At 60.1% G+C, this 12,162-nt stretch carries 12 protein-coding genes and 1 tRNA gene; 9 read left to right on the top strand and 4 right to left on the bottom strand.

The genetic code is table 11. The features are described from left to right. Nucleotides 1–47: 47 nt before the first annotated feature. Nucleotides 48–608, bottom strand: a complete 561-nt coding sequence (locus tag HKL97_RS12950) for a hypothetical protein (protein ID WP_291426026.1) — start codon at nucleotides 606–608, stop codon at nucleotides 48–50. 263 nt (nucleotides 609–871) lie between these two features. Between HKL97_RS12950 and ffh the strand changes: the two genes are divergently transcribed. The 9 genes from ffh to HKL97_RS12905 all read left to right on the top strand — a co-directional run bounded on the left by ffh (nucleotide 872) and on the right by HKL97_RS12905 (nucleotide 7,724). Then, nucleotides 872–2,245 (top strand): signal recognition particle protein, encoded by a 1,374-nt coding sequence (gene ffh, locus HKL97_RS12945; protein WP_291426024.1) that lies wholly within the window; start codon nucleotides 872–874, stop codon nucleotides 2,243–2,245. A 30-nt stretch (nucleotides 2,246–2,275) separates the two neighbouring features. Then, nucleotides 2,276–2,617 carry a 30S ribosomal protein S16 gene (gene rpsP / locus HKL97_RS12940; protein ID WP_291426022.1) on the top strand — a complete coding sequence of 114 codons (342 nt, stop codon included), beginning with the start codon at nucleotides 2,276–2,278 and terminating at the stop codon, nucleotides 2,615–2,617. 14 nt (nucleotides 2,618–2,631) lie between these two features. Then, on the top strand, nucleotides 2,632–3,141 hold the full coding sequence (rimM, locus tag HKL97_RS12935; protein WP_291426019.1) for a ribosome maturation factor RimM: 510 nt from the start codon (nucleotides 2,632–2,634) through the stop codon (nucleotides 3,139–3,141). Then, on the top strand, nucleotides 3,138–3,863 hold the full coding sequence (gene trmD / locus HKL97_RS12930) for a tRNA (guanosine(37)-N1)-methyltransferase TrmD (protein WP_291426017.1): 726 nt from the start codon (nucleotides 3,138–3,140) through the stop codon (nucleotides 3,861–3,863). Before rimM ends, trmD begins: the two co-directional genes overlap by 4 nt. A 26-nt stretch (nucleotides 3,864–3,889) precedes the next feature. Then, the gene (gene rplS, locus HKL97_RS12925) at nucleotides 3,890–4,273 is read left to right on the top strand and encodes a 50S ribosomal protein L19 (protein WP_284256478.1); all 384 of its coding nucleotides are present in this window, start codon (nucleotides 3,890–3,892) and stop codon (nucleotides 4,271–4,273) included. Nucleotides 4,274–4,463: 190 nt separating this feature from the next. Further along, nucleotides 4,464–5,867 carry a 3-isopropylmalate dehydratase large subunit gene (gene leuC, locus HKL97_RS12920; RefSeq protein ID WP_291426013.1) on the top strand — a complete coding sequence of 468 codons (1,404 nt, stop codon included), beginning with the start codon at nucleotides 4,464–4,466 and terminating at the stop codon, nucleotides 5,865–5,867. Then, nucleotides 5,867–6,481, top strand: coding sequence for a 3-isopropylmalate dehydratase small subunit (leuD, locus tag HKL97_RS12915; RefSeq protein WP_291426011.1), 615 nt, complete (start codon nucleotides 5,867–5,869; stop codon nucleotides 6,479–6,481). The genes leuC and leuD overlap by 1 nt, the downstream gene beginning before the upstream one ends. 6 nt (nucleotides 6,482–6,487) lie before the next feature. Further along, nucleotides 6,488–7,594: a 3-isopropylmalate dehydrogenase gene (gene leuB, locus HKL97_RS12910; RefSeq protein ID WP_291426009.1), complete on the top strand. Its 1,107-nt coding sequence runs from the start codon at nucleotides 6,488–6,490 to the stop codon at nucleotides 7,592–7,594. A gap of 53 nt (nucleotides 7,595–7,647) precedes the next feature. Further along, nucleotides 7,648–7,724: transfer RNA gene (locus HKL97_RS12905), tRNA-Arg, on the top strand. Nucleotides 7,725–8,061: 337 nt separating this feature from the next. Here HKL97_RS12905 and HKL97_RS12900 read toward each other — a convergent pair. From HKL97_RS12900 to HKL97_RS12890, 3 genes are read right to left on the bottom strand one after another with little or no spacing between them, the layout of a single operon-like run. Next, the gene (locus HKL97_RS12900; RefSeq protein WP_291426007.1) at nucleotides 8,062–8,946 is read right to left on the bottom strand and encodes a hypothetical protein; all 885 of its coding nucleotides are present in this window, start codon (nucleotides 8,944–8,946) and stop codon (nucleotides 8,062–8,064) included. Between the two features lie 4 nt (nucleotides 8,947–8,950). Further along, nucleotides 8,951–10,231 carry a glycosyltransferase family 4 protein gene (locus HKL97_RS12895; RefSeq protein WP_291426005.1) on the bottom strand — a complete coding sequence of 427 codons (1,281 nt, stop codon included), beginning with the start codon at nucleotides 10,229–10,231 and terminating at the stop codon, nucleotides 8,951–8,953. Further along, a complete protein-coding gene (locus HKL97_RS12890) occupies nucleotides 10,228–11,676 on the bottom strand; it encodes a glycosyltransferase family 2 protein (protein WP_291426004.1) in 1,449 nt (482 codons plus the stop codon). Before HKL97_RS12890 ends, HKL97_RS12895 begins: the two co-directional genes overlap by 4 nt. Between the last annotated feature and the right edge of the window lie 486 nt (nucleotides 11,677–12,162).

The raw sequence follows: 12,162 nt of genomic DNA, 5'->3' as shown, positions 1-12,162 counted from the left end.
GGTGGGGGTTGGGGCTGAGGTGGCGCGGGTGGCTTAACGAGCAAGAATTATGTTCGTTGTCTAATAATCGTTGCTGATCCACCTAATACCATTAATGCAAACGTTGCCGCGTTCACGTTAGGCCGCGGCCTTGGGAGGTCAGGGCACATTATGACCCAATCTCTGTATTCGCATTCAATATCCGGATTAGCTGTTCCCGTGGTAGAACGAATAGTTTGAAATGTAATTGTCCCATGCGCAACATTGACGTTTGCCCCTTGTACGGTGGCAACGATTTGGCCGTGTTGATAAATACCATCAGGGTCTCTCTGGGCGAGGTTACTATTTGGAATTGCCGCAACATAAACAGGAGCATGATAATGAATTGTTCCCGAATTCACACCGACATTCCCACCTGAAATTGCCCCTGATTTTTCCTCCGTCATTTCTGCCTTCCAAAAGTTCTCAAAAGCAAATACCGCGCCCGAAGTTATTAATACCGCAACGGATAACCACATTAAAATATGGCCAAGCTCAATTTGATTCCCTGTCCAGCTCAACGGGAGTCCTGCTAAAAAGCATGTGAGAGCGACCCCAAATCCCCAATTCAAGGCTTTTTTTTGCGTCATGCCGTAGAATGTAGATGCATCGTCGCTAATCCGTCAAAGCAAGCGTAGGATGGGTGAGCGCAGCGCTACCCATCGCTATCTCGGAAGGCCGGGGGATTGATGGGTTACGCTGCGCTCACCCATCCTACGCTATGTCAGCGTTCGGGATGCCCCGCCCCCGCCTTGACTTTGCCGCCCCCCGGCTCTACGGGGTGCAAACATTCGTCCGCCGTGCTGCGAGGGTTCGCACCACGGCGCGTTTTGCGTTGTGAGGGTGGTAGAGCATGTTCGACACGCTGTCGGGCAAATTAGGTGAGGTTTTTGACCGGCTCCGCCGACGGGGGAGTTTGTCCGAGGCTGATGTGACCGAGGCGCTGCGGGAGATCCGCCTAGCGCTGCTGGATGCTGACGTCGCGCTGCCGGTGGTGAAGGATTTTATCGCCACGGTGAAGGAAAAGGCCGTGGGCGCGGAAGTGCTGCGCTCGGTCTCGCCGGGGCAGATGGTTGTCAAAATCGTCAACGATGCGCTGGTTGAGGCGCTCGGCGGCGCGGTGGTGCCGGTTAATCTGCTGGCCCCCTCGCCTATTCCCATCCTCATGGTTGGCTTGCAGGGTTCAGGCAAAACCACCACCTCGGGCAAGCTGGCGCTGCGGCTGCGCACGCGCGAGCGCAAGAAGGTGTTGCTGGCGAGCCTGGATACGCAACGCCCGGCGGCGCAGTTGCAGCTGGAGCAGCTGGCGCAGCGCGCCGAGGTGGCGAGCCTGCCGATTATCGCCGGGCAGAGCCCGTTGCAGATCGCGCAGCGGGCCATGGATGTGGCGCGGCGCGAAGTGTTCGACGTGGTGATTTTGGATACCGCGGGGCGGCTCTCCATCGACGCGGCGCTGATGGAGGAAGTCAAATCCATCCGCTTTGCCGTGAATCCGGTCGAGACTCTGCTGGTGGTCGACGCCATGACCGGCCAGGACGCGGTGACCACCGCCACCGCCTTTAATCAGGCGCTGGGGATTACTGGCATCGTGATGACCCGGCTCGACGGCGATGCCCGTGGCGGCGCCGCGCTCTCCATGCGCGCGGTGACCGGCGCGCCGATCAAGCTCGCGGGTACCGGCGAGAAGCTGGATGCGCTGGATGAGTTCAACCCCGAGCGGATTGCCGGGCGGATTCTCGGCATGGGCGATATTGTCGGCCTGGTGGAGCGGGCGGCGCAGAATATCGACCAGGCGGAGGCTGAGAAGCTCGCCAAGCGCATGGCCAAGGGCAAGTTCGACCTTGACGATTATGCCTCGCAGCTCAAGCAGATATCCAAAATGGGGTCGCTGTCGGGGATTTTGGGCATGCTGCCCGGCGTCGGCAAGATCAAGAAGCAGATCGAGGATGCCAATCTCGATACCACCATGTTCAAGCGCCAGGCCGCGATTATCAGCTCGATGACCAAGGCCGAGCGCCGCAACCCGGACCTGCTGAAAGCCAGCCGCAAGAAGCGGGTGGCGGCGGGGTCTGGCACATCGGTGCAGGAGGTCAACAAGCTGTTGAAGCAGTTTGATGACATGTCCACCATGATGAAACGCATGAATAAAGCCGGCGGCCAGGAGGCGATGATGCGCCAGATGCAGGCCGCCATGGGCCAGGCCAAGGGCGGCCGCCGCCCGTTTTGAAGTTTTACCGTTTAACCTTGAGGAGTTACCATGTCTGTTAAAATTCGTCTGTCGCGCGCCGGCGCGAAGAAGCGCCCGTTCTACCATATCGTGATCGCGGATGCGAACAGCCCGCGCGATGGCAAGTTCATCGAGCGCGTGGGCACCTATAACCCGATGCTGCCCGCCGAGCACGCCGAGCGCGTGACGCTGGTGAGCGAGCGCCTGACCCATTGGATCGCCAATGGCGCGCAGCCGACTGACCGCGTTGCCAAATTCCTCGGCAAGGCCGGGCTGATCGCGATGCCGGTGTATCCGGAGCAGCCGAAGCAGTCCGCGCCGAAGAAGAAGGCGCAGGAACGCGCCGCCGCGCGCGCGAAGGCCGCCGCTTAATTAAAGGCCGTTAGGTGAACGAGCGGTTGATCCTGATGGGCGTGATCGGCAAGCCACATGGCGTGCGGGGGCTGGTGCGGGTGAATGCCTACACCGCGGACCCGGACGCGCTGGCTGAGTATCCGCTGAGCGACCGGAGCGGCCGGCGGTTTTCGCTGGAGTGGCTGCACGGCAATGTCGCGCAGCTGAGCGAGATCACGGCCAGGGGGAACCGCGCGATCACCGACCGCTCTGAGGTGGAAAAGCTCACCAATACCGAGCTTTTTGCCCCACGCGCGGCGCTGCCAGCCCCTGATGAGGAAGAATTCTACCTCGCTGACCTTATCGGCCTGAAGGCCCGTAACGAGGCCGGGGGGGAGATCGGCAGCATCACCGCCGTGCATGACTATGGCGGCGGCACGAGCCTGGAGATTTCTCCGGGCGGGCTGCTGGTGCCCTTTACCCGCGCGGCCGTGCCGGTGGTGGATATTGCCGCCGGACATGTAACAGTGGCGCCTCCGGTTGAAGTCGTGGTGCCATCATGAGCTGGCGCGCCGATGTACTGACCATTTTCCCGTCCATGTTTCCTGGGCCGCTAGGCGAGTCCCTGGCGGGCAAGGCCATGGAGGCGGGTAGCTGGAGCCTGAAGGTTACGGATATTCGTGACTTTGGGCTGGGCCGCCACCGCAGCGTGGATGACACGCCCTTCGGCGGCGGGGCCGGGATGGTGATGCGGCCGGATGTGCTGGATGCGGCCATCGGTTCAGTGGCAGATGCCACCCTCGGCTCGGTGGCGGATAAACGTCCGCTCATCGTGCTGACACCGCGCGGCGCGCCACTGACGCAAAAGCGGGTGCGCGAACTGGCCGAAGGGCCTGGGGTGATCCTGCTGTGCGGGCGCTTCGAGGGGATCGACCAGCGCGTGATCGACGCCCGCCAGGCCGAGGAGGTCTCCATCGGGGACTATATCCTCTCCGGCGGGGAGATTGCGGCGCTGGTGCTGCTCGACGCGGCGATCCGGCTGCTGCCGGGCGTCATGGGTGCCGCGATAAGCGCGGTGGAGGAAAGCTTTAGCGCCCCGCTGCTGGAATACCCGCATTACACCCGCCCGGCCGTCTGGGCGGAGCGCGCCGTGCCGGAGACGCTCACCTCGGGCAACCATGCCGCCATCGCCGCCTGGCGGCTGGCGGCTGCCCGCCAAACCACGAAAACCCGCAGACCGGACCTGTACAACCAATACATTGCATCTGGTGCCCCGGCACCCTAAACACCGCTTTCGAAAAGGACCCGACCATGAACATTATTCAGACCATCGACGCCGAACAGATCGCCAAGCTTACAGCCGGCAAGCCGATCCCGCCGTTCGCCCCAGGTGACACCGTGCGCGTCAGCGTCAACGTGAAGGAAGGCGAGCGCTCGCGCGTGCAGGCTTTCGAGGGCGTGTGCATCGCGCGCTCGAACCGCGGCATCAACTCCTCCTTCACCGTGCGTAAAATCTCCTATGGCGAAGGCGTGGAACGTATTTTCCAGCTTTATGCCCCGACCATCTCGGAAATTCATGTGATGCGCCGTGGCGATGTGCGCCGCGCCAAGCTCTATTACCTGCGCGGCCGCCGCGGTAAATCCGCCCGTATCGCCGAGAAGGCCCGCGAAGTCGAAGCCGCTCCGGCGGAGTAAGCAAGGCAGGGGGCGCCCCTTAGCTCATGGGCGTTACCCCTCCCTCCCAAAACCCTTAACTATCGCGGATCGAAGGGCGCGGCCCTTCGCAGGGGTCCAGAGGCGTCGCACCGTGGGTGCGCCTGTTAGCGAATAGGTGGCTCTTCGGGTCGGCTCCCCTGAACTTCCTAACTCAGGAGGTGCGGTGTCGATGTCACGGACTTTATTTGACAAGATTTGGGATGCGCATGTGGTGGACCGTTTAGAAGACGGCACATGCGTTCTCTATATCGACCGGCATTTGGTGCATGAGGTGACCTCACCGCAGGCGTTTGAGGGGTTGCGGCTGGCGGGGCGCAAGGTTCGGCGCGTGGATGAGACCATTGCGGTGGTTGACCATAATATCCCCACCGACGCGGACCGGCTGAACGGGATCAACGAGCCGGAGAGCAAGCTGCAGATCGAGACGCTGGAGGCGAATGTCGCCGCGTTCGGGGTGCCGTATTTTCCGGTGAGCGACGCGCGCCAGGGAATCGTGCATGTAATCGGCCCGGAGCAGGGAATTTCGCTGCCCGGTTTCACCATTGTCTGCGGCGATTCGCACACCAGCACGCATGGCGCGCTCGGGGCGCTGGCGTTTGGCATCGGCACCTCCGAGGTGGAGCATGTGCTGGCGACGCAGACCTTGTTGCAGAAGCCGGCGAAGAACATGCTGGTGCGGGTGGACGGCGTGCTGCCCCCCGGCTGCACCGGCAAGGACATTGTGCTGGCGATTATCGGCAAGATCGGGACCGCAGGCGGCACCGGGCATGTCATTGAGTTCGGCGGCGAGGCGATCAGGGCGCTGGACATGGCCGGGCGGCTGACCGTTTGCAACATGAGCATCGAGGCGGGCGCGCGGGCCGGGCTGATCGCGCCGGACGAGACGACATTTGAGTACATCAAAGGCCGGCCGTATGCGCCCAAGGGCGAGGATTTTGAGAAGGCCGTGGCGTATTGGAAGACGCTGCCGAGCGATGCGGGCGCGCATTATGACAAGATCGTGGTGCTGGATGCCGCCGGGATTGTGCCGCAGGTAACCTGGGGGACCAGCCCGGAGGCCGTGATCCCCATTACCGGCACGGTGCCCGACCCGGCGGGCGAGCCCGACGAGGCGCGCCGCGCCCAGATGCAGCAGATGCTGCGCTATATGGACCTGCAGGCGGGCCAGAAGATCGCCGGGACCAAGGTGGATGTGGTGTTCATCGGCTCCTGTACCAACTCGCGGATTGAGGACATGCGCGCCGCCGCCGCCGTGGCCAAGGGCCGCCATGTGGCGCCGGGTGTGCGCGTGCTGGTGGTGCCGGGCTCAGGGCTGGTGAAGGCGCAGGCCGAGGCCGAGGGGCTGGCGAAAATCTTCACCGATGCCGGGTTTGAATGGCGCGAGGCCGGGTGCTCGATGTGTCTGGGCATGAACCCGGACAAGCTGACCCCCGGCCAGCGTTGCGCCAGCACCTCAAACCGCAATTTTGAGGGCCGCCAGGGGCCGGGCGGGCGCACGCACCTGCTCTCCCCCGCCATGGCCGCCGCCGCCGCCGTCACCGGCGTTCTCACCGATGTCCGGGAGCTTGTGTAATGGAAAAATTCACCCACCTCACCGCCCCGGCAGCGCCGCTGAACCTGGCGAATGTGGATACGGACAAAATCATCCCCGCGCGGTTTTTGAAGACCATCAAGCGCAGCGGGCTGGGCAAGAGCCTGTTCGCCGATATGCGCTACAATGCCGATGGTTCGGAAAATTCTGCGTTCGTGCTCAACCAGCCGAAATACCGCCAGGCGCAAATCCTCGTCGCCGGGGATAATTTCGGCTGCGGTTCCTCACGCGAGCATGCGCCCTGGGCGCTGCTGGATTTTGGCATCCGTTGCGTGATCGCGCCGAGCTTCGCTGATATTTTCCATGGCAACTGCTTCAAGAACGGCATTCTGCCGATCGTGCTGCCGGCGGATGTCTGCGAACAGCTGATGGACGACGCGGCGCAGGGCGCCAACGCGCGCCTGACCATAGACCTGGAAAAGCAGGTGGTGGTGCGCCCCGACGGCGAGGAGATCCATTTCGAGGTGGATGCTTTCCGCAAGCACTGCCTGCTGAACGGACTCGACGATATCGGCCTGACGCTGGAGCATGCCGCCGCGATTGATGCCTATGAAGCCAAAACCCCGAGCTGGAAGCCGGCAATTAACGGAGTCTGAGAAAACATGAGCGAGCGTAAGAACCTGTTGCTGATGCCGGGCGACGGCATTGGCCCCGAAGTGATGGCGCAGGCCAAGCGCGTGCTGGACTGGCTGCAAAAAACCGGCCGGGTAGACTTCGCGATCACCGAGGAGCTGGTCGGCGGCGCTTCCATCGATGCGCACGGCGTGCCGCTGACCGAGGCCGCCTTGGCGCATGCGCTGGCGGCGGATGCGGTGTTGTTCGGCTCCGTCGGCGGGCCGAAGTGGGACACCGTACCCTTCGATATCCGCCCGGAGGCGGCGCTGCTGAAACTGCGCAAGGAGATGGGCGTGTTCGCCAACCTGCGCCCGGCGAAGGTGTTCGATGCGCTGGTGGATGCCAGCTCGCTGAAGCCGGAACTGGTGCGCGGGCTGGATATCATGATCGTGCGCGAGTTGATCGGCGGGATTTATTTCGGCGAGCCGCGCGGCATCGAGACCCTGCCGGACGGCAGCAAGCGCGGCGTGAACACCGAGGTTTATACCACGGGTGAGATCGAGCGCGTGGGGCGGGTGGCGTTCGAGCTGGCGCGCAAGCGCCAGGGCCGCGTGTGCAGCGTGGAGAAAGCCAATGTGATGGAAAGCGGGCTGCTGTGGCGCCAGGTGATGACGACGCTGCACGCTGCCGAGTATCCGGATGTGCAGCTCAGCCATATGTATGCCGACAACTGCGCCATGCAGCTGGCCAAAAATCCGCGGCAGTTTGACGTGATTGTAACCGGGAACCTGTTTGGCGACATTCTCTCCGACCTCGCGGCCATGCTCACAGGCTCGCTCGGGCTGCTGCCCTCAGCCACGCTGGGCGCCGTGGACGCCGCAGGGCGCCGCCCAGGGTTCTACGAGCCGATCCACGGCTCGGCGCCTGACATCGCGGGTAAGGGGCTTGCCAACCCGCTCGCGCAGATTTTGAGCCTGGCGCTGATGCTGCGCTATTCCTTCGATATGGAGGCAAACGCCGCGCTGATCGAACGGGCCGTGGAGAACGTACTGGCCAAAGCCGGGCGCACGCCGGACATCGCGATGCCCGGCCGGGCAAAAATTTCCACCTCGGAGATGGGGGATGCGTTGCTCGCGGAGCTCAACACCATTTAATCAACCAGGCGGGGTTGCCTGACCGCGACGCTTCGGTTACACCCCGGCGGTACGCGCCCGTAGCTCAGCTGGATAGAGCATCAGACTACGAATCTGAGGGTCAGGAGTTCGAATCTCTTCGGGCGCGCCATTTTCTCCTTGAAATTCAAGCGAAAACGGGCCGGTCAGCGATGACCGGCCCGTTTGCGTTTTTGGGCGTCCCACCGCATGCCCACCGTTGGCCGCAGAACGGCGCAGACCGCCCGGTGGGATGCGCACCGCGCACGCACACGGGCCGCCCCCAAATGCAGAGCATCCACGGGGGCGTTCACGCCCGCGACGATTTGGAGCGTCGTCTCAATCGATGCACCCACCATCCGAAATCTCCGAATCATGGTGACCTATTGATTCAGAGGTCAAGCCGTTTCGCAACTAAAAAATCACAACTGTAATGCTAGCCGTTAGACGACATGATAAGCCTGCCTGCGTTAAAAATCAGCGGCAGGGGTATTAAACTGTTTCTCAAGGGAAAACAAAAAATCCTGAGTTATAAATTCTCCCTGATATATCTGGCTCTCCTGATGAACATTCACTGAATCAAGAAAACGCCGGTCAAATTCACCTTCTGTCTCTTCTCCCAACTTCGGTTTATTCGAGAAGAATTTTGCGACACTGAGTAAATGCTCCGCACCAACCGCAAAGTATGTATGCTCAGACGTACCCGGCGTGAGACCTGTGAGCATTTTTTCGTTCCAGGTTATTCGCGCTTTAATATCTGCCCATTTAAGGTGGAAATTATATAGATATGAAAAATGTGGGGATGCATTCGCACCATGAAATCCAGGAGCCCAACGCAAAGGCACCGTCGTCAGACACGTCTTGTTCAAGGCTGCCGAACGTAGGCCATAGTGCCGCTGATTTCCCAAAACAGGAGCATTCGAATCAAGCGGGGGATCATCTTCCAACTCAATCACATCCACTCCGCGCGCTGTAACATAGGGTTGCTTATTTTTTTCCACAAAATCAGCGAGATTCAAAAATCTGCCCGGGTCAGGGAATAAAAATTCATCAACATCGCAGCGCAGCACTACATCGTAGCTATTTAGCAATACAGCTATGAAATCAGCGATCAAATCAACCCGCAATTTATCATCGTATGGCCTGTTTACCTCCCAGATATTGCCCATTTGAACGTCGCGAAACAACGGTTTCATACCTGCATATGTGATAACATGCAGATTTTCCGGACCAAACAAACCACCATAATAACGCTGCCAGCGGGGGGAAAAAAACTCCGGCGAGATTGCGTCCGTGATTACCGCAACCTTTTTTACAAGTAGGCCCATTTCTCGCCAGCGCTGACTCGATAACATCCTGTTACGCCGCCGCCGCGCTTACGTTTACGCCCTCATAAACCTCCAAAAACCCTGCCACCATCTCCGCACGGCTGGCGGGCGGCGTAATCCCGGCTGCCAGGCTGTCCCACAAGCCCTTCTCAGTGCAGGCGCGGCGGATGGTTTCAGCCAAAGCGCGGGCATCGCCCATCTCGAACAACAAGCCGTCCACACCATCGGTAATGCGCTCCGCCGGGCCGCCGACGTTAGAGGCGATCACCGGCCGGCCAAAGCTCCAGGCTTCCGAGATCACCAGGCAGAAAATTTCCCACCATACTGAGGGCACCACGACCCAGTCCACCCGCGCCATGCGCCCGCGCAATTGGTCATGGTGGTAGGAGCCGTTAAAAATTACGTTCCGCGCCGCCAGCGGCAACGCCTCTTCGGCGGCAAGAAAGTCCTCAATCTCCCGGCGCCGTGCCGGCGTTGCAAACTGGATGTTATCTCCATTGATCTCAACGATAAAATCGTTAAACCCGCTGGCGCGAAGCAATGTCACCGCTTGCAGCAAAACATGCAGCCCCTTGGCGTCTACCAGCTGCGCAAAAAAACCAAAGCGGTTGCGCCGCCCCCCGGCTGAGGCCGCCGGGGGCTGCACGCCACGTGGTAACAGCCCGTTGGTAACATGCACAAATTTCGAGCGCTCCAGGCCCCAGTTCTCAAACTGGCCGATCATGAACCGGCTGGGCGTGGTAAAAATATCCACTGCTTCCAGATGCCGCTTCATCCACATTTCGCGCATAAAATAATGTTCCGGCGCGCGGTCCGGCAAACATTGGTGGCAGCGCACAGCAGAGGCGCGCGAACAAAGCGAGGCGTCGGTACGCCGCACCATATGCCCGTTGGCGGGGCAGATGGTCAGGAACTCATGCGCGGTGAATACAATTTTCACCTCGGGCAGCACCCGGCGCGTCAGGGTTAAAAAATCAATGCCGATGGTCAGAAAATGATGAAAATGCACCACATCGGGCTTAATCAGCAGCAAAAACTCCGCATAGGCTTCCGCCAGCAGTACACTGCCGCTCTTCTCCCAAACATAATCATATTCCTGGGTGAGCAAGAGATACTCATCCGGCCTGCCATCAAATCCTGTTATGCGCGCGCCGCTTTTGTAAAGCGCTGGCGAGGACTGGTCGATGGAAGCCAGCAATACCGGCTCCACATCCGGCCTTTCGCGCAAACCCTGGAACAATTCATAAGCCACTGTCTGCGCACCGCCCCGCACCAGTTCGGGGTGATAGAGGCTAACCAGCAAAACCTTCATGGCGCAGCCTCTCCACCCAGACCGGCATAACCGGGCTGTGGCCCCAGCAGGCTATTACGGACCATTTCGCCCCAGCTACGGCTAAACAGCCAGCGATTAACGACTGATCCACCTTCATGCTGTGGGCGGCGCGCCGAGCCCTTGCCCTCCAAATGCCAGAGGCGGATATCATGCAGCCACGGCAGGCACCCGGCCTCAATGCTTTTCAGGCACAAATCCGCATCCTCATAATGGCCAAACACATAATCCTGCGTGAAGCCGCCAAGCTGCTCAAACCAGGCCCGCTGCACAGACATAAACGCGCCCGTGACCGCGGGAACCGGCCGGGGTTTTAAAAACGCCGCCGTCTCCGGCGGTGCGCCCTTGCCATAATGTTCAACGCGCAAAATACTGGTCTCGCGCTTACGGTGCCCGGCAAAAACAGGCATCGTATCTTCGCAAAAATACATGCCCGCATGCATCAGCGACCCATCATCATAATACAGCGGCGCGCCAAACAGCGCGGTCTGTTCATGCGGCAGGGTCTCAATCAGCATGGTGTGTTTTTCCGCCCAGTCCTTATCGTAGGGGAACACATCCGGGTTCATGATCAACAACCGGTTAGAGCTTGCAAATTGGGCGGCGGCATTATTGGCGGCACCGAATCCAGCGTTGCTGTTAAGGACCACGACACTCATATCCAATCCATAGATCAACGCGCAGCGTTTTGCCTCACGCAGCGTCTGCTCGGCAATCCAGGGGCTGTTGAGCACGTAGATGAATTCATAATCCTGAATGCCCGGAATTTTCGAGAACAGCGCCTGTTGCAGGAACATATATTCCGCTTTGCCGTAAAGGCACACGATAATCGAGCCTTTATAGCTCCGCCCTGTCGCGCCAAAGCGCTCGGCATACGGCGCATTTACCGCGCGGCGGCTTAGCATCTTGTTAAAATCCGCCATCTGTTCGCCGATGGCGGCATCAATCGCCGCCACGGCATCAAAATACGGGTTGCCAAAATACTTGGCTTGCACAAGATGCGTCAGCGTGGCTTTGCGCATCTCCTGGTCCTCCAGCATCTCGGCCGTGACCATGAAGCTGAGTTCTGTGCCGGATTTAAGCCGCAGCACCACGCTGCACACCCCGGCCGGCAGCCGTCTGGCTGCAAACATGAAGCCCCACCATCCGTAAGGATGCCGGCCCCCATTGGCCAAGGCAACCTCTGCGTCCTCCCTGCGTTCACGTGCCAGGCTGTTGCCGTCGAGGGAAACCGACCAGTTGGAAAAATACAGGTCCAGACTGTCCAGCCTGTCGCTGACATCGTTAATCCATCCGACAACATAAATGCCGCCGGAACGAGACAGTTGGACCGCATCAACCGCCGCGGCGGGAAGTTTCACTTTTTCTCGACGGGTATCAGGCGAGGCCGTCATCACGATGCGCCCGCGCACACCGCCTTGCGGCATTATGAAGGGCCTACCCTCTGCGCGGCCGTATCTTTCGTAATGCTCCCGCCCTGAATGGAAGCCCCCACTGGCCACAGCCAAACGAACATCTGGGTTCAGGCGCAGGTAAGTTTCCTCATCAAACGCCACGCCAGCGCTGGCTTCCCCTGTCGCTATCGCTGCCGGATCATCGATATCTGCCATTTAAGCCCCACCTTTACGCCACCATACCGAGCAGAAACATAAAGCCCAAATTATCTATACGGCCAACGGTTTTTTGTGTTTGGGTGGATGTGGATATTATTCGCCTTATTCGTCTTATTCGGGACAGGTGACCTGAAAAAACGAGACTTTCACGCTCTCCGGCGCGACGAGAGAGAGAGCAACCCCTCACCAGGCCATTATGATCTAGTGTCCTGATCGATAAATAGGCTACATTCTGGCTGGGTTTTGTACGAGGAGGCTGGAATGGCGAAGGGGCGCGCGGTTGCTGTCGTGTTGGATGAT

Source organism: Acidocella sp. (genome assembly GCF_013044125.1).
Classification (GTDB): domain Bacteria; phylum Pseudomonadota; class Alphaproteobacteria; order Acetobacterales; family Acetobacteraceae; genus Acidocella.
The sequence above is the reverse complement of the archived record's forward strand: the minus strand, read 5'-3'. Positions and strand labels throughout refer to the sequence as shown.